The sequence below is a fragment of the Cupriavidus sp. GW821-FHT02F09 genome (assembly GCF_059421605.1).
In genome coordinates this window covers 1-16,467 of record NZ_JBWKVH010000055.1, presented here as the reverse complement: position 1 = coordinate 16,467, position 16,467 = coordinate 1, and the positions used below count along the sequence as shown (strand labels likewise).

Below are 16,467 nucleotides of genomic sequence, written 5' to 3'. Positions count from 1 at the left end.
GCCGCATGCGAGAGCATGCAGCGCCACGGAAGGAGGGCCAAGGGATTAGGCCCTCTCGGGAAAACCACCCCCGGGGAGAGAGCGGTAAGTGGCTACTGTAGCGAGCGCACTCGCATCGGCCTACCAGCCGCTTCCCAATGCATGTGGAGAAATTTCCGCAAACCCTTCCGTTCCGGCTTATGGCTTGAACGTATCGCCCAGCACCACGCCTTCACGACGCGGATCGGCCCCGCCGACCAGCGCCGTCGACCCGCCCACGGTGGTGCGGATGATGGCGCTCAAGCCGCTCGACTGCGCCGTCACGTTGACCACGTGGCCGAGCCCGCGCAGGCCCTTGACCAGCGGATCGTTGTCGCCGGCCAGGCCGCCGGCCGGCTTGGTGGCATCCACGTTGGGATGCTCGCCGCCGACCATCATGCCGCTGGTGGCGCTGTTTGAGCCACCGAAGTCGATCATCGACACGGCCTGCTGCGCGTCCATCTTCCAGTCCAGCACGCCCACCAGGGTCTTGGCTACGTACTGGATGATGCTAGCGCCGCCCGGCGAACCGGTGGTCATGTAGAAGTCGCCGCGCGAGCCGTCGGCATTGCGCTTGAACACCAGCGTGGGCGCCATCGAGCTGCGCGGGCGCTTGCCCGGCTGCACGCGGTTGGCGATCGGCACGCCGCCGGCATCGGCGGGTGCCGCGTTGAAGTCGGTCAGCTGGTTGTTGAGCAGGAAGCCGTTGGTGAAGTGATATGAACCGAGGCCAGCCTCGATGGTGGTGGTCATCGAGACGACGTTGCCGTACTTGTCGGTCAGCGACAGGTGCGTGGTGCCGTGCTCGTTGATGACCGACGGGGCCAGCGGCACGGCGCCGAGGTCACCCGCGGCGACCGGCAGCGTCATGGAGCCCACCGTGCTGATCAGGTCCGCCCGCTTGCGCAGGTAAGGCTTGTTCAGCATGCTTTCCCAACTGCCGCCCGGCAGGCCGATGAAGTCGGTATCCGCCACATACTTGTTGCGGTCGGCATAGGCCAGGTTGCCTGCCTCGGCCATCAGGTGGACGCCGAGCACATTCGGGCGGCCGCCGTTCTTGTCCATGTTCGACGGCGCATAGCGCGACATCTCGTAGTTCTCGACGATGCCCAAGATCTGCGCCACCGCGATGCCGCCCGAGGACGGCGGCGGCATGCCGCAGATCTCGTACTCGCGATAGGTCGTGCAAACCGCCGTGCGCTTCTTGGCGACGTAGCTCTCCAGGTCGGCCAGCGTGGTCAGGCCTGGCGTGGCGGTGCCGCCGTACGTGTTCTGGATCTTGGCGACGATCGCCTGGGCAATCGGGCCGTTCTTGTAGAACGCATCCGCGCCGCCGCTGGCGACCGAGGTGAACACATTGGCCAGCGCCGGGTTCTTGATGATAGTGTTGACCGCGCGCGGGGTGCCGTCGGCATTGAGGAAGTAACCGGCCATCTCGGCGTCGCGCTTGATGCTGGGGGCCGTCACCGGGTTGCTGACCGCCGAGGCGATCGCGGCAGCCATGCGGGGCGGAATCGGGAACCCATCGGTCGCCAGCTTGATGGCGGGAGAGAACAAGTCCTTCCAGGCCAGCTTGCCGTGCTCGCCGTGCGCCAGCTCCAGCACGCGCAACGTGCCGGGCGTGCCGATGGAGCGCCCGCTGTGCGTCGCGTTAGGTGCCGGCGTAGTCTGGTCGGCGGCGGACTTCCATTGGATATAGTTGCCGTCGGCGGCGGCCGGCGCCATCTCGCGCCCGTCGTAGGCGGTGACCTGCTTGGTGGCCGCATCGTAGTACATGATGAAGGAGCCGCCGCCGATGCCGGAGGATTGCGGCTCGACCAGGTTCAGCACCATCTGCGCCGCTACCGCGGCGTCCACCGCCGTGCCGCCGTTCTTCAGCACGTCGCAGGCGGCCTTGGTCGAGACCGGGTTGTTGGTCACCGCCATATAGGTCTTGGCGTAGACCGTATTCTTGGGCGCATAGCCGGTGGCGATCTCCGGCGCGTTGGGGTCGCCCGGCAACACCACGGCTTCCCCGCCGGTGGTGCCGTTCAGTTCGCAGCCCGAGACCACCGTCGGGGTGGTCGAAGCCGGGGTGGTAGCAACGGGATCGTCGCCGCCGCAGGCACCCAGGGTCAGCGCCAAAGAGGCGAGCGCAATGGTGCTGAGCCGGGTCGGTGTGAAGCGGGTGCCGGCCGGATCCATAGGCAAGGTCACCGCTTCGTGAGCAGTTTGTGGCATGTTCTTCCTGTCTTATGTTGAGGCTTCAGAAAATCGACGCTTCCCTCGTCGATCGCCGCAACCGCTGCTGATGGGGGAGCGGTTGTGACGAAGGATCAACATAGACCTGCCATTCGCGATTCTGAATTGCTACATGTCTGTATTTACAGACATGCGAACGTGGTTCATACTTGGGAGTGCTGCAAGATGCGCATCTGGCTGTCGTGGACACGGACGCGTTGACGCTCTGCCCCCGCCCCCCCCCCAGTCACGCCTCATCCGCCCCGAGCAGCGCCACCGTGCATGCCAGCCCGTCCATGCGCCCCGCCGCGTCGATCGCGATTTGATGCAGCCGGAGTGGATTGAAGCACGGCTCAGGCAGCCAGCACCTCGGCCTCGAGCATGCTGCTGATGGCGGCTTCCAGGGTCACAAGCGCCGCTGTCTTGGGCAGGCAGCAGCAGATGCCGTAGCCCATCTCCGGCGGCGGCATGTGCAGCCACATATTGTCCGACAGCAGCAGCACCCGCTGGGCGGGCAGCATGCTCCGCAGCTTGCGCAGCAGGCGCCAGCCGCTGGTCACGTCCTGCGGCATGCCAAACACCAGCAAGCCGGCCTCGCGGATCGTCGTCCCGTGCATGGAGAGATCGTCGGGATCCACGCCGTCCACCTGCTCCACGCCAGGCATGCTCTCCAGCATGCGGGCCAGGCCGAGGCGCAGCAGCGCGCATTCGTCGATCACCACCGCCCTGAGCGGCACCGTGCCGTGCGACGCTAGCGGCAGCCTGGCAACCTGCCGCGCCGACATGGCCGATGGCACGCCCTGCGAGACACCTCGCGAGGTGATGCTGTCTACGCCTGCCCGGCTGGTGAGTGCCATGTCCATGATTCCTCCTTTTGTTTTTTTCTGGAACGGCGCCAGCGGGGACGCCTGACACGGTACGGTGCAAGGCACGTGCCAGCCGCCAGCGCGGGCTCTCTGGTGGAGCTGGGCAGGCCGCTGCGCCTTGTGGGGCAAGGGCTTGGCGCTTGCGCGGGGACTCGGGCGCCGCGGCCCGGGCGGGGCCGCGGCATGTTACGCGTCACGTAACGTGTTCCGCCTCGTGTTCCGTTCGGCACATGCGAAACCGCCGCGCAAAAAGCGCGGCGGCCGGCGTGCGACGGGACGCAGGGTGACTCAGACCAGCGCGATGCGGTCCTCCACCAGCCGGATATGGCCGCCCGGCTTGTCCTCCATGATCTTCATCGACTTCTGCCCGATATGCAGGCTGCAACCGCCGTGAATGCGCCGGCTCACCTCGATCACCGCCTCGGGAGACGGGCGAAGCTGCTCGGCGAGCTTGGCGAGCCTGGCGTCGAGCGCAATCGAGTCGCGGGTGAGCTTGAACAGCGTGGCGCGTGCCTTCTCGCGCAGGTCGCCCACCGCTTTCTCGGGATTCTTGGCGAAGAAGCTGACCAGTTGCTGCACCTTGGCCTGCTCCGCCTCCAGCTGGCGGCGCTGGGACTCGAGCTCGGCCTTCTCGGCTTCGGCATAGGGATTGGTGCCCACCTGCACGGTGGTGGCGGTACCCGCGGAGGCGCCGAGGGTAGCGGTGCGCACAGCCAGTTGCGCACGGCAGCGCCCGCCGGTGATGTTGCCCTGGCCACCCTTGGGGCTGCCGGCAACGATGCTGCGCCCGGCGCAGACGTCGCTCTGGCGGATGCCGCTTTCCACCTTGACCTCGGTGCCGGCCTCGACCACCGCGCTTTCGATGAAGCGCGCATGCAGCGAGCCCTTGCAGGTCACCCGCGCCAGCGCGACGCCCTCGGCGCCCTGTTGTGTGCCTTGATGCGCGCCTTGATGCGCGCCTTGATGCGCGCCCTCGGCCTTGCCGATGATGCCGCCTTTCACCACCACATTGCCGCCCGCCTCCACATGGGCAGCCTCGATGGTGCCGCCGACGATCACGTCGCCGGTCACGCGCACGGTCATGCCGGTCCTGATATCCCCATTGACGCGCAGCGTGCCGTCGAAGGTGACGTTGCCGGAGTGCATGTCCACCGCTTCCACATCGACCACCGGGCTCACCGATGCGCCCTGCGCCGACAAGGACGGCGAGCCCGAGATCGCCGCCACCAGTACCTCGGGATCAGCGGGATCAGCCGCCACGCCGGTCAGGCCGTCCGCAAATGGCGGGTCGGCGGCCGGCACGGCGGGCACGACCTTGCCGAAGACATCGATGCCATCGCTGCCCTGGCGGGCCGGGATGCGCCGCATCAGCGGCGTGCCGGGATTCACCAGCAACAGCGTGCCCAGGTCGCGCAGGTCGATGCGGCCGCTTTCGTCCTCGGCCACCAACGGCTTTGGGGGGGCCAGCAGGCTCTCGAAGCGCGCCGGCATGCCGGGCAGCGGCGGGCGTCCCGTGGCAATCTCGAGCCCGTCGCAATAGCCCGCCTCGACCGCGCCACGCAGGGCCGCGCTGTCCGGCTCGACTTTGATGCCGCGCTCGGCCAGCGCGGCACGGATCTCGTCCCGTGACACCTCGCGCCCGCCTTGCGGCGGCAGCAGGTTGAGCCGCACGCTCAGGTTGTCGCTGCTGACGCTGAGATCGAAATAGCCGTCGGTCAGCTCGCCGATCAGCGCCTCCACGGGCGTCCCCTCGGTGGCGCGCTGGCATTGCGCGAGAAAGGCGCCGATTGCGGCGGTGTCCAGCTTCGCCTGCGCCCAGCCGCCCCTGGCCAGCGCCTCTTGCAGCGCGGCGCGGTCCGGCGCCATGCGGCCCGGCATGGCAGCATACGCCGCGCGAAGCTGCCGCGCGCTATCGTCCAGGCTAACCCGTAAGCCGCCGGCCTCTGTGTCTTGTCCCCGGTTTTCCATTCGGTTGTTCCATTGATGGATCATGTCCGGACGGCTCCGCCCCGTCCTCGGGGCCATCCGCAATCCCAGCCTCGGCAGTGCCGCGCCGCCGCTGCGCCATGGCGCGGCCGCCCGGTGCCCGTGGCCTGCCAGGCAGGCCTTTGAAGCCGGGGATGTCATTGACGCGCCACGGGATCTCGGTCCCTTTTGACGCACACAACACCATCGGCCGTTTCGCCGAAAACTTGAGCCGCAGCGCAGCCCGCACCCCACCGCCCGAGGCGAAAAATGTACACTTCTGCCCATCGACGGAACGCCGTGCCGCAATGCCAGGGGATCACAGATGATTGTGCGAGACCGCCCATCGGGACTGAGGTTGTTCCTGGTCCTGCGAGGCTCGATCCTGTCGCGCATCTGGCGCGTGCTGCTGGTGAACTTGCTGGTAGCGGTTGCCGTCACGCTCAGCCACGGCGCGTTCTTCCAGCACAAGGTCACGCTCACGGCCATTCCCTTCACGCTGATCGGCCTGCCGCTGGCCATCTTCCTGGGCTTTCGCAATACCGCCGCCTACGATCGCTTCTGGGAAGGGCGCAAGCTGTGGGGAGAGCTGGTGGTGCGCAGCCAGAACCTGGCACGGCAATGCCTCAGCCTGATCGCCGACAACGTGCCGGACAGCGCCGGCCATAAACCGGCGGGCCTGAGCGACGCGCGCGTGCGCATGATCTCCCGCACCATTGCCTACGCGTACGCGCTGCGCAACCGTTTGCGCGGCGCCAGCGCCGCCACCGGCCTGGACCCCGCGTGGCTGCGCCCGGCGGAACTCGCAGACCTGCAGCGCACCACCAATGCGCCCGCCTTGCTGATGATGCGCATGGGCGAAGACCTGGGCCAGTGCGTGCGGCAGCACCGCGTCGAGCCCTGCCTCGCCGCCGGCATCGACGACACCTTGTCGGCCATGATGGCCACGGCGGTGGCGTGCGACCGCATCCACAACACGCCCATCCCGTTCTCGTACACGCTGCTGCTGCACCGTACCGCCTACCTGTATTGTTTTTTGCTGCCGTTCGGACTGGTGGATACCATCGGCTTCGTCACGCCCGTGGTGGTGGCCATCGTGGCCTACACCTTCTTCGGCCTGGATGCGCTGGGCGATGAGCTGGAAGAACCGTTCGGCACCAGCGCCAACGACCTGCCGCTCGATGCGCTCTGCCGCACCATCGAAATCGGCATGAAGGAAGCGCTGGGCGAGACCGCGCTGCCGCCACCGCTGGTCCCCGTGGATTACTGCCTGCTATAGCGGGCCTCTTCAGGGGGCCTGTTTAGGGGGCCTGTTTAGGGGGCCTGTTTAGGGGCCCGGCAAGGCGGCGCCGGCATGCGCCGGTTGCACCACTCGCCCCGGGCAAGCGCGACTTTCGGTAAACTGCCGCTGTACCGGCGCAGCGTCGTCCGGCTTTGGCGCACGCCTCACCGCTTTTCCCCAGGTTCCAGACATCCCAGATGGCCCAGAAGTCCCCGGCGTCCAAGACGCCCGCCGCACCGGCGCCCAGCCCCCACGAAATCCGTCCCGGCCAGTCCATCGAGCTGCTCAAGGCGCTGCATATCCTCACGCGCGACGGCAAGATGAACCAGGACAGCCGCCGCAAGCTCAAGCAGGTCTACCACCTGTTCCAGTTCATCGAGCCGCTGCTGCAGGACCTCAAGCAGGATCACCCCGACGTGACGCTGGTCGACCACGGCGCCGGAAAGTCCTACCTCGGCTTCATCCTGTATGACCTGTTCTTCAAGGCACAGCTCGACCAGTCGCACATCTACGGTATCGAGACGCGCGAAGAGCTGGTGCGCAGCTCGCAGGAGCTCGCCAGCCGGCTCGGCTTCAAGGGCATGTCGTTCCTGAACCTGTCGGTTGCGGATTCGATCACGTCCGATCAGCTTCCGCCCACCATCGACATCGTCACCGCGCTGCACGCCTGCAACACGGCCACGGACGATGCGATCCGTTTCGCGCTGGAAAAGCACGCCAAGTACATCGTGGTGGTGCCGTGCTGCCAGGCCGAGGTGGCGGGCGTGCTGCGCAAGAACAAGGGCAAGCTGCTGGCCGGCAATCCGCTGACCGAAATCTGGCGCCACCCGCTGCATACGCGTGAGTTCGGCAGCCAGGTGACCAACGTGCTGCGTTGCCTGCAGCTCGAGGCGCATGGCTACCAGGTCAGCGTGACCGAGCTGGTGGGCTGGGAGCACTCGATGAAGAACGAGCTCATCATCGCGCAATACAAGGACCTGCCGCGCCGCCGCCCGGCGGAGCGGCTGAACGAAGTGCTACGCACGCTGGGACTGGAAGAGATGGAAGCGCGCTTCTATACGCAGGAGCCGGCTGCTGCCGGCTGAGACTGACTCGCGCCATGCGTGCGGCGCGTTGCCGTCCGCAAGTTGAAACGCGCCGCTTTGACGGCGCGTTTTTTATGTCCCGCTGGCCTCGGTCATCAGCTTGCGCCAGCCGTCGTGGCCGAGCCGGCGCATGGTTTCCTGGTTACGCTCGTAGATATCCGACGCATCGGGAAAAGCCGCCACGGCTCGCGCGATGCTGTCCTCGCGCAGCAGGTGCAGGATGGGGTAAGGCGCGCGGTTGGTGTAGTTCTCGATGTCGTCCGGCTCGCTGCCGCCGAACTCGTAATGCGGATGGAAGCTGGCGATCTGCAGGATGCCCGCCAGGCGCAGGCTCTTGAGCAGACGCTCGGCGAAATAGAGGAAATCGTTGTAGTCGAGAAACCCGGCCAGCGCGTGTGGCACGATCAACAGGGTCGTGTCGATCTCGGCAGGGTCGGCATCGGCGAGCGTGCGCAACTCGGTTTCGAGATCGGCGAGCACGCCCTCGGTATCGGTGGCATCGCTCACCGTGTAGCGGATCTGCCGCTTCACGTGCACGGCCTTGGCGAAGGGGCACAGGTTGAGGCCGATCACCGCGCGTTCCAGCCATTGCTGGGTGGCGTCTACGATGAATTGGCTGGATGGTGAAGCGATGGGCATGGCGATGCGTGACGAAGGGAACAGCGCTAAACCGCTATTTTAGCCTCCCGCCCAAGCAGGCCAAAGGCGCTCAGCGCCGCGGCCCGTAGATCTGCCTGGCCAGCGCGTCCGCCTGGCGCATGGCCGCATCGCGCTCGGTCGTGCTCAGCTTTGCGCAGACGTACTCCAGGTTGGCGGTGTCCAGGTCGGTGACATGGCGCTCGCCAGACAGCACGATCACCTTGCGCCACATGCAGGCCTTGACGCGGTCGCGCTCCAGCCCGAGGCAGCCGGACTGCAGGCAGTACGAGAGGTTGCGCTGGGACAGGAAATCGCCTTTCATTGCCTTTTCCTGCAGCCCCTGCGCGGTTTCCTGCGCGAGCGCCGGGTGCACGCCGGCTACAAGACCCAGCAAGACCAGCAGGACCAGCACGAAGGCCCGCGCGGCGGGAAGAGGCAACGACAAGCGGGACGGCAAGGGCATGAGAGGCGCGGGAGACCCATGGCACGAGGCAAGGGGCGATATTAGCACTTGCCCCTGGCCTATATAATCCGATCCGCCGCACCCTGCCTTGCGCCCCTTTGCGCGATCGACCGCCTTGCCCCGGATTCAACCCATGTCTGCACCCACCGCCCCCCTCCCCGCCGCCAGCGTCGCCGTGATCGGCGGCGGCCCCGCAGGCCTGATGGCGGCGGAGGTGCTGGCCGCGCGCGGATTGCGCGTGGACGTGTATGACGCCATGCCCTCGGTTGGCCGCAAGTTCCTGATGGCCGGGCGCGGTGGCATGAACCTCACGCATTCCGAAGCGGCGCAGCCCTTCCTCGGGCGCTATGGCAAGCGCAGCGCGCAGATCGCGCCGCTGCTGGCCGGCTTCGATCCACAAGCGCTGCGCGGCTGGGTGCACGGCCTCGGCATCGAGACCTTCGTCGGCAGCTCGGGCCGCGTCTTCCCCACCGACATGAAAGCCGCGCCGATGCTGCGTGCGTGGCTGCACCGCCTGCGCGAGGCCGGCGTGCAGTTCCATATGCGCCATCGCTGGCTGGGCTGGGACGATGCATCGGGCCGGCTGCGCTTTGCCACGCCCGATGGCGAGCTGCTGGTCCGGCCCGATGCCACAGTGCTGGCGCTTGGCGGCGGCAGCTGGGCACGCCTGGGTTCCGACGGCGCATGGGTACCGCTGCTGGCCGCGCGCGGCGTGGACATCGCCCCTTTGCGCCCCGCCAACTGTGGCTTCGACGTAGCCTGGAGCGAGCACTTCCGCACGCGTTTTGCCGGCCACCCGCTCAAGGCCGTGGCCATCGGGCTGCGCGAGCGCGATGGCGTGGAGCACTATCGCCAGGGCGAGTTCGTCATCACGGCCGGCGGCATCGAGGGGAGCCTGGTCTATGCGCTGAGCGCGCCAATGCGCGACCTGCTCGAAGCCACGGGCGAGGCCACGATCCATCTCGACCTGGCGCCCGGCCTGCCCGCCGCACGCGTGGCAGACGCGGTGCAGCGCCCGCGCGGCGCGCGCTCGCTATCGAGCCACCTGCAGAGCAAGCTGGGCATCACCGGCGTCAAGGCCGGCTTGCTGCGCGAATGCTTGTCAAAAGAAGAATTTGCCGACCCCGCGCGGCTGGCGGCGGCGCTCAAGGCGCTGCCCGTGCGCCTGCTGCGCGCGCGCCCGATCGATGAAGTGATCAGCAGCGCGGGCGGCGTCGCGTTCGAGGCGATGGACGCGCAATTGATGCTGCGCGCCGTGCCGGGCGTGTTCTGCGCCGGCGAGATGCTGGACTGGGAAGCGCCCACCGGCGGCTACCTGCTGACCGCCTGCTTTGCCAGCGGGCGCGCGGCCGGGCTGGGAGCCTCGGCCTGGCTGGAAGCGACCGGGGCTGCCGGGCGCTAAGCCAGCCTGGGCTCGCTCAGGCCGCCTTGCCGTTGACGATGCTCAACGCCACGGCCTCGGCCACTTCGATGCCATCGATGGCCGCGGAGTAAATGCCGCCCGCATAGCCGGCGCCTTCGCCGGCCGGGTACAGCCCTTCCACGTTCATGCTCTGGTAGTTGTCCTTGCGGCGGATGCGCAGCGGCGACGACGTGCGCGTTTCCACGCCGGTCAGCACCGCGTCATGCATGGCAAAGCCGGCGATCTTCTTGTCCAGTTCCGGCAGCGCTTCGCGGATGGCTTCGATGATGTAGTCGGGCAGCGCGGTGGACAGGTCCGTCGGCGTGACACCCGGCTTGTAGGAGGGCTCGACCGCGCCCATCGCCGTGGACGGCCGGCGCGCGATGAAGTCGCCCACCAACTGCGCCGGCGCGTTGTAGTTGCGCCCGCCAAGTTCGAACGCGCGCTCTTCCCAATGGCGCTGGAAGGCAATGCCGGCCAGCGGGCCGCCGGGGAAATCCTCCGGCGTGATGCCCACCACGATGCCGGCATTGGCATTGCGCTCGGCGCGGATGTACTGGCTCATGCCGTTGGTCACCACGCGGCCCGGCTCCGAGGCCGCGGCCACCACCGTGCCACCCGGGCACATGCAGAAGCTGTAGACCGCGCGTCCGTTGCTGGCGTGGTGCACCACCTTGTAGTCCGCCGCGCCCAGCAGCTTGTTGCCGGCGAACTTGCCAAAGCGGCTGCTGTTGATCATGCCCTGCGGATGCTCGATGCGGAAACCCAGCGAGAACGGCTTGGCCTCCATGAACACGCCGCGCTCATGCAGCATCTCGAAGGTGTCGCGCGCGCTGTGGCCCACCGCCAGGATAACGTGGTCGGCCTGCAGGTACTCGCCGTTGGACAGCTTGAGGCCGCGCATCTTGCCGCCCTCGATATCCACGTCCTCGACGCGGGTCTCGAAGCGGACCTCGCCGCCCAGCGCGAAAATCTCGGCGCGCATCTTCTCCACCATGCTGACCAGGCGGAAGGTGCCGATGTGCGGGCGCGCGAGGTAGAGGATGTCCTCCGGTGCGCCGGCCTTGACGAACTCGTCGAGCACCTTGCGGCCGTAGTGCTTCGGGTCCTTGATCTGGCTGTAGAGCTTGCCGTCGGAGAAAGTGCCCGCCCCGCCCTCGCCAAACTGCACGTTCGACTCGGGGTTCAGCACGCTCTTGCGCCACAGGCCGAAGGTGTCCTTGGTGCGCTCGCGCACTTCCTTGCCACGCTCCAGGATGATGGGCTTGAAGCCCATCTGCGCCAGGATCAGGCCGGCGAGCAAACCGCACGGGCCCATGCCGATCACCACCGGGCGCAGCGTGGTGCCCGGTGCGGGTGCCTGGGCGACGAAACGGTAGGCCATGTCCGGCGTCACGCTCCAGTTCGGCTTGCCGGCCATGCGCTGGATCGCCGCGGCTTCGTCCTTCACCGCGATATCGAGGATGTAGGTGAGCTTGATATCCGAGCGCTTGCGGGCATCGTGCGCGCGGCGGTACACGGTGAACCCGGTCAGGCCATCGGCCTTGACGCCGAGCTCGGCGAGGCGGGCGAGGACCACGGCCTCGAGATCGCTCTCGGCGTGGTCGAGCGGGAGTTTGACTTCACTTAGACGTAGCATGGGAACCTGGAATTCTGCGGCCGGGGGGTCAGCCCTGGAAGGGGCGCTGACTGCACTCTGGTTGAGCGTCGGGCTGGCCGGACCGCAATTTTATCGTTTTTAGGGCCAGGGTCCGCATTCTCTGCCACGAGCGTGCGAAATTGTGAGATCTTCCGCACCCCGGCAAGATAACCAGCAAGGAAGAAAGATGATCGATGCACTAGTCAGCGGCCGGCTCCACGGCCACGCCAGCGAACGTTCCGGCCAGGGCGGCAGCCAGTACGTGACCGCCAAGCTCAAGGCAGCGATCAACGATGGCGACACCGTCATCGTCAATGTGATCGCGTTTGCCGACAAGGTGCGCGCAGGGCTGCTGGCGCTGGAGGACGGCGAATCGGTCGCGCTGTCAGGCAGCCTCACGCCCAAGGTCTGGACCGACAAGAACGGCGACACGCGGCCCGCCCTGGACCTGGTGGCCCATGCCATGCTGAGCGCGCACGGCCAGCAGGACTGACCGCCCCAGGGCGGCCGTCCCGGCCAAGTGCGCGTCAGGCCTGCACCGGCCGCAGCCAGCGGGTCCACCAGGGCCCGGCCGCGGGTGCCTGCAATCGCAGCGTGGCCGCCTGCCGGGCCAGCACTTCCACCCAGCCGGGTGACAGCGCCACCACGCTGCCGGCAGGCAGACGGCGCGGCTGCCGCCACACGGTGCCGGCCAGCCAGCGCGGCGCCTCGGTGAGTTCGATTTCGCCCTCCAGCACGCACAGGGTGGTGCCGGCCATGGCATGGAAACGCAGCACGCGGCTGCTTTCGAGGTCGATTGCCTGCGCTTGCGGCTCAGCGCCAGCCGGCATGGCTGGCGTGGGCTGCACGGGCTGGACAGTGGGGATGATCGGGTCTGAACGATAGCTTTGCATGATGCCGGCTCCCTGGCTTTGACAGGATTCCAGACTACCGATGCGGGCCGGACCAAAACAGGCACACGCCCGTGGCTTGTGAACCGTAACAGAGGCATAACAGAGCATCTGTTACGATACAGAAGACCCAGATCTGTATCTGTTGCACTGGCCGCCGCCGCGCCACCATGCCGCATGGAATCCGCCCCCCTCTACCGCCAGCTTGCCCAGCACTACCTGCACGCCATTGAAACGGGCGTTTTGAAGCCGGGGGACCGCGTGCCCTCCGTGCGCACGCTGATGGAGCTGCACGGCGTGAGCCTGTCGACCGCGCTGCAGGCCTGCCGGCAGATGGAAAGCGATGGCCTGCTCGAGGCCAGGCCGCGCTCGGGCTACTTCGTGCGGCACCGCCGGCACAAGCCGCTGGCGCCGATCGAAGAGCCTGCCGCCACGTTGCCGGACCCCGCGCAATATGTGGGCATCCATGAGCGCATTTCCGCCATCACCGCGCGCGGGCGCCAGCAACCGGTCGCGGTGAACTTTGCCGGCGCCTGTGGCGCGCCCGCGCTGTACCCGGCGCAAGACCTGCGCAATGCGGCGGCGCGCGCGCTGCGCCTGCACCCGCAGCTGTTCGGCAGCGCGGCAGATTCCGGCGGCCATCCAGCCTTTCGCGCCGTGCTGGCGCGCAACGCGCTGCTCTCGCGCATCACGGTCGCGCCGGAAGATATCCTGGTGACCCACGGCTGCACCGAGGCGCTTAACCTCGCCCTGCGCGCGGTGGCACAGCCCGGCGACGTGATTGCCGTGGAGTCGCCCACCTACTACGGCCTGCTGCAGATCCTGGAGAGCCTGGGCATGCGCGCGCTGGAGATTCCCAGCAGCCCGCAGACCGGCATCTCGCTCGAAGCGCTGGAACTGGCGGCGCAGACCTACGACAACATCCGCGCCGTGGTGGTGGTGCCAAACCTGCAGAATCCGCTGGGCAGCATCATGCCGGACGCCAACAAGGCACAGCTGGTGGCCTGGTGTGACGCGCGCGCCATCGCGCTGATCGAGGACGATTGCTTCTCCGCCCTGGCGGACGGGGACGCGCCGCTGGCCGCCCTCAAGGCCTGGGACCGCAGCGGCGGCGTGATCCATTGCGCCTCGCTGCACAAGATCCTGGCTCCCGGCATGCGGCTGGGATGGATCGCCGCGGGCAAGTGGCAGGCGCGCGTGGAAATGCTCAAGCACAGCCAGTCGCGGCCCAACGAGTTGCTGGCGCAGATGGCCGCGGCCGAGTTCATGGGTTCTGGCGCGTTCGAGCGGCACCTGCGGCGCCTGCGCGAGCAATTGCGCAGCCAGCGCGCGCAGGTGGCGCAGGCGATTGCCGCCGAGTTTCCTGCCGGCACGCGTGCCTCCAACCCGAACGGCGGCCTGCACCTGTGGGTCGAGCTGCCGGGCTCGGTCCCGTCCGAGGCCGTGTTCGACCAGGCCATGGCGGCCGGCATCCGCGTCGTGCCCGGCGTGATGTTCTCCAACTCCAACCGCTTCGACCATTTCCTGCGGCTCAATTGCGGCACGCCGTTCACGCCTGAGATCGAGCGCGCGTTGCGCACGCTCGCCGCGGTGGTGGCGCGCTTGGCGGACCAGCCCTAGCGACCGATGGTGGATGGCAGGCGGCGGGCATGGCGCGCCACATCCGTCGCCTCGCGCCACCATTCGCTCCTGGCATCGCGCCGTTCATCGCAGCGCGCTTGGCGGCGGCGGACCGGCCCGGCATCCTTGCGAGCATTGCCGAAACCGGCAGGCCGCGCTCCCAAGGAGAACCATATGCCGCACCCCTCCCTCCCGCTCGCCATCGATACCGTGGGCTCCGCCCTGCGCCTTTGCACCGCCCGCCGCGCCGACCCGGCGCATCGCCTGGCACGCACCGATGCCAGGGCTGGCCTGGACACCAAAGACAACGCCGCGCGCACGGAGCATGACCAGGGACAAAGCAGCCCCCCCCGGCTTGCCGATACCATCGGCCGGGTTCCTGTCCAGACCTTGACTGAGATGACTCATGCCAACCCCGCTGCCAGCGGCAAGCTCAATGAACTGCGCACCCTGGCTTCGCACCTGACCGCCGGCTCGCTGTTGCAGGCGGCCACGCTGCAATTGATCGCCGAGCAAGAGAACGCGCAGCACCGGTACGCCCCCGCGCGCATCGCCGAGCTCTCCCGCCAGGGCTGACGCGCCGGCGGGCGCCAAGTGTGGGTATTTACGCCACACACCACCCATTTCCTCCCCTGCTGCCCTATGCTATCGCTCGCAGCGAGCATGGCGGCGGCCCCGGCAAATCCGAGGCGGCGCAAAGCCAGCCGTGCCACACGCGTGCCAGCTCTGGCCCGCGCCGAACAGGATTTGGATGGGGGATGGGATTGGGAAAAGACGCATTGATGGCAACGACCGACACGTCGCGGATCGACAACGAATACAAAGCCTTGTTCCAGCTGGCGCCGGTCTCGCTGTGGCTGGAAGACTTCAGCGCCGTGCGCGAACAATTCCAGGCCCTGCGCGCGCAGGGCGTGACCGACCTGCGCAGCCACCTGCGCGCCAATCCGGAGGAAGTCGCGCACTGCTCGGCACGGATCCGCGTGCTGGACGTGAACCAGCGCACGCTGGACCTCTTCCGTGCCGCCGACCTCACCGACCTCGTCAATAACCTCGACACCGTCTTTCGCGACGAAATGTTCGACCAGCACGTCGAGGAACTCGGCCAGCTGTGGGACGGCGAATTGCGCTTTTCAAGCCAGACCGTCAACTACACGCTGGAAGGCAAGCGGCTGGACATCCGCCTGGATGCCACCGTCATGCCCGGCCATGAGGCCACCTGGGAACGCGTGCTGCTGTCGATCGAGGACATCACCGCGCGCGTGGCCACCGAACGCGAGCTGCGCCGCAGCGAGCAATACGCGCTGGGCCTGTTCGAGCATTCTCCGGTCTCGCTGTGGGTCGAGGATTTCAGCGCGGTCAAGGTGCTGCTCGATGAAGTCCGCGGCGCGGGCATCTCGGATTTCCGCACCTTCCTCAACGTGCATCCGGATTTCATTTCCCGCTGCATGCAGGAAATCCGCGTGCTCGACGTCAACCAGCAAACCCTGCTGATGTTCAGCGCGTCGACCAAGGAAGAGCTGCTCTCGCGCCTGGGCGACGTGTTCCGCGACAATATGCGCATCCAGTTCGCCGAGCAGTTGATCGACCTCTGGAACGAGAAACTCTGGCAGCAGCGCGAAGTCATCAACTACGCGCTGGATGGCCGGGCCGTGGACGTGTTCATGCAGTGGTCGGTGTTCCCCGGCCGCGAGGCGGAATGGGACCAGGTGCTGGTGTCGCTGACCGACATCACCGCGCGCAAGAAGGCCGAGGCCTACGTCGAATTCCTCGGCAAGCACGACGTACTGACCAAGCTCTACAACCGCGCCTACTACGAAGATGAGCTCGCGCGGCTGGGCCGCAAGGGCCCGTGGCCGGTCAGCGTGATCGCGGTCGACCTGAACGGCCTGAAGCAGGTCAACGACCAGCTCGGCCACGGTGACGGCGATGCGCTCCTGCGCCGCACCGGCGAGGCGCTGAAAAAGGCCGTGGGCGACCAGGCCTGCGTGGCGCGGGTCGGGGGCGACGAGTTCATGGTGCTGCTGCCAGCGCGCGACGAGCGCGGCGCGGCCACAGTGGTCGAGCAGATCCACCAGGTGGTGGAGCTCAACAACCAGTTCTATCCGGGCACCGCGCTCAGCCTGTCGATCGGCACCGCAAGCTGCAGCGCATCGGACCGCCTGAGCGACGCCGTCAAGCTGGCCGACGCCCGCATGTACCAGGCCAAGCGCGCCCACTACGAGGCGCTCGACGACGAGCGCGAGCGGCGGCGCCGATAGGCCATCGCCGATGGGCAAAAGAAAGGGCCGGCATCAGCCGGCCCTCAGATTGCTGACGAACCCCACATTTTTCGGAGTGTGGGGTTTTTTGTTTGCGACGGTGCTGGCGTCAGGCCAAGT

14 protein-coding genes are annotated in these 16,467 nt (G+C 67.5%); 7 read left to right on the top strand and 7 right to left on the bottom strand.

What is annotated here, in order from left to right:
• Nucleotides 1-177: 177 nt before the first annotated feature.
• The 3 genes from AC07XB_RS34630 to AC07XB_RS34620 form a co-directional block, all read right to left on the bottom strand.
• Nucleotides 178-2,202 (bottom strand): gamma-glutamyltransferase family protein, encoded by a 2,025-nt coding sequence (locus AC07XB_RS34630; RefSeq protein ID WP_492809993.1) that lies wholly within the window; start codon nt 2,200-2,202, stop codon nt 178-180.
• 389 nt (nt 2,203-2,591) lie between these two features.
• Complete coding sequence (locus AC07XB_RS34625) at nt 2,592-3,101, bottom strand: response regulator (protein WP_492809863.1); 510 nt, start codon at nt 3,099-3,101, stop codon at nt 2,592-2,594.
• Nucleotides 3,102-3,392: 291 nt separating this feature from the next.
• Nucleotides 3,393-5,096 carry a flagellar assembly protein A gene (locus AC07XB_RS34620; RefSeq protein ID WP_492832136.1) on the bottom strand — a complete coding sequence of 568 codons (1,704 nt, stop codon included), beginning with the start codon at nt 5,094-5,096 and terminating at the stop codon, nt 3,393-3,395.
• A gap of 298 nt (nt 5,097-5,394) precedes the next feature.
• Between AC07XB_RS34620 and AC07XB_RS34615 the strand changes: the two genes are divergently transcribed.
• Nucleotides 5,395-6,348, top strand: a complete 954-nt coding sequence (locus AC07XB_RS34615; RefSeq protein ID WP_492809867.1) for a bestrophin family protein — start codon at nt 5,395-5,397, stop codon at nt 6,346-6,348.
• A 200-nt stretch (nt 6,349-6,548) separates the two neighbouring features.
• Entirely contained in the window at nt 6,549-7,436 is an 888-nt protein-coding gene (locus AC07XB_RS34610; protein ID WP_052494454.1) for a class I SAM-dependent methyltransferase, read from the top strand.
• 72 nt (nt 7,437-7,508) lie between these two features.
• Here the strand turns inward: AC07XB_RS34610 and AC07XB_RS34605 are convergent, their stop codons facing one another.
• Nucleotides 7,509-8,075, bottom strand: a complete 567-nt coding sequence (locus tag AC07XB_RS34605) for a DUF1415 domain-containing protein (RefSeq protein ID WP_492376652.1) — start codon at nt 8,073-8,075, stop codon at nt 7,509-7,511.
• Nucleotides 8,076-8,145: 70 nt separating this feature from the next.
• Nucleotides 8,146-8,538 (bottom strand): hypothetical protein, encoded by a 393-nt coding sequence (locus AC07XB_RS34600; RefSeq protein ID WP_492809869.1) that lies wholly within the window; start codon nt 8,536-8,538, stop codon nt 8,146-8,148.
• Between the two features lie 133 nt (nt 8,539-8,671).
• Here AC07XB_RS34600 and AC07XB_RS34595 point away from each other — a divergent pair, with 133 nt between their 5' ends.
• On the top strand, nt 8,672-9,940 hold the full coding sequence (locus AC07XB_RS34595) for a TIGR03862 family flavoprotein (protein WP_492387117.1): 1,269 nt from the start codon (nt 8,672-8,674) through the stop codon (nt 9,938-9,940).
• A gap of 16 nt (nt 9,941-9,956) precedes the next feature.
• Here the strand turns inward: AC07XB_RS34595 and AC07XB_RS34590 are convergent, their stop codons facing one another.
• Nucleotides 9,957-11,579, bottom strand: coding sequence for an NAD(P)/FAD-dependent oxidoreductase (locus AC07XB_RS34590; RefSeq protein WP_492809871.1), 1,623 nt, complete (start codon nt 11,577-11,579; stop codon nt 9,957-9,959).
• A 187-nt stretch (nt 11,580-11,766) separates the two neighbouring features.
• On the opposite strand from AC07XB_RS34590, the gene AC07XB_RS34585 reads away from it, so the two are divergent.
• A complete protein-coding gene (locus tag AC07XB_RS34585; RefSeq protein WP_150986262.1) occupies nt 11,767-12,072 on the top strand; it encodes a single-stranded DNA-binding protein in 306 nt (101 codons plus the stop codon).
• Nucleotides 12,073-12,106: 34 nt separating this feature from the next.
• Here the strand turns inward: AC07XB_RS34585 and AC07XB_RS34580 are convergent, their stop codons facing one another.
• A complete protein-coding gene (locus AC07XB_RS34580) occupies nt 12,107-12,472 on the bottom strand; it encodes a hypothetical protein (RefSeq protein WP_492832134.1) in 366 nt (121 codons plus the stop codon).
• Nucleotides 12,473-12,646: 174 nt separating this feature from the next.
• On the opposite strand from AC07XB_RS34580, the gene AC07XB_RS34575 reads away from it, so the two are divergent.
• The 3 genes from AC07XB_RS34575 to AC07XB_RS34565 all read left to right on the top strand — a co-directional run bounded on the left by AC07XB_RS34575 (nt 12,647) and on the right by AC07XB_RS34565 (nt 16,347).
• Nucleotides 12,647-14,089, top strand: coding sequence for an aminotransferase-like domain-containing protein (locus AC07XB_RS34575; RefSeq protein WP_492375019.1), 1,443 nt, complete (start codon nt 12,647-12,649; stop codon nt 14,087-14,089).
• Between the two features lie 174 nt (nt 14,090-14,263).
• Complete coding sequence (locus AC07XB_RS34570; protein WP_492375018.1) at nt 14,264-14,665, top strand: hypothetical protein; 402 nt, start codon at nt 14,264-14,266, stop codon at nt 14,663-14,665.
• A 206-nt stretch (nt 14,666-14,871) separates the two neighbouring features.
• Complete coding sequence (locus AC07XB_RS34565) at nt 14,872-16,347, top strand: sensor domain-containing diguanylate cyclase (RefSeq protein WP_492375017.1); 1,476 nt, start codon at nt 14,872-14,874, stop codon at nt 16,345-16,347.
• Nucleotides 16,348-16,467: the final 120 nt, after the last annotated feature.

Bases quoted from the DNA above. Each gene is read 5' to 3' on its own strand.
- AC07XB_RS34630 (WP_492809993.1), bottom strand. From the start codon at position 2,202: ATGGATCCGGCCGGCACCCGCTTCACACCGACCCGGCTCAGCACCATT.
- AC07XB_RS34615 (WP_492809867.1), top strand. From the start codon at position 5,395: ATGATTGTGCGAGACCGCCCATCGGGACTGAGGTTGTTCCTGGTCCTG.
- AC07XB_RS34625 (WP_492809863.1), bottom strand. From the start codon at position 3,101: ATGGACATGGCACTCACCAGCCGGGCAGGCGTAGACAGCATCACCTCG.
- AC07XB_RS34605 (WP_492376652.1), bottom strand. From the start codon at position 8,075: ATGCCCATCGCTTCACCATCCAGCCAATTCATCGTAGACGCCACCCAG.
- AC07XB_RS34610 (WP_052494454.1), top strand. From the start codon at position 6,549: ATGGCCCAGAAGTCCCCGGCGTCCAAGACGCCCGCCGCACCGGCGCCC.
- AC07XB_RS34570 (WP_492375018.1), top strand. From the start codon at position 14,264: ATGCCGCACCCCTCCCTCCCGCTCGCCATCGATACCGTGGGCTCCGCC.
- AC07XB_RS34600 (WP_492809869.1), bottom strand. From the start codon at position 8,538: ATGCCCTTGCCGTCCCGCTTGTCGTTGCCTCTTCCCGCCGCGCGGGCC.
- AC07XB_RS34565 (WP_492375017.1), top strand. From the start codon at position 14,872: ATGGCAACGACCGACACGTCGCGGATCGACAACGAATACAAAGCCTTG.
- AC07XB_RS34585 (WP_150986262.1), top strand. From the start codon at position 11,767: ATGATCGATGCACTAGTCAGCGGCCGGCTCCACGGCCACGCCAGCGAA.
- AC07XB_RS34575 (WP_492375019.1), top strand. From the start codon at position 12,647: ATGGAATCCGCCCCCCTCTACCGCCAGCTTGCCCAGCACTACCTGCAC.
- AC07XB_RS34580 (WP_492832134.1), bottom strand. From the start codon at position 12,472: ATGCAAAGCTATCGTTCAGACCCGATCATCCCCACTGTCCAGCCCGTG.
- AC07XB_RS34620 (WP_492832136.1), bottom strand. From the start codon at position 5,096: ATGATCCATCAATGGAACAACCGAATGGAAAACCGGGGACAAGACACA.
- AC07XB_RS34595 (WP_492387117.1), top strand. From the start codon at position 8,672: ATGTCTGCACCCACCGCCCCCCTCCCCGCCGCCAGCGTCGCCGTGATC.
- AC07XB_RS34590 (WP_492809871.1), bottom strand. From the start codon at position 11,579: ATGCTACGTCTAAGTGAAGTCAAACTCCCGCTCGACCACGCCGAGAGC.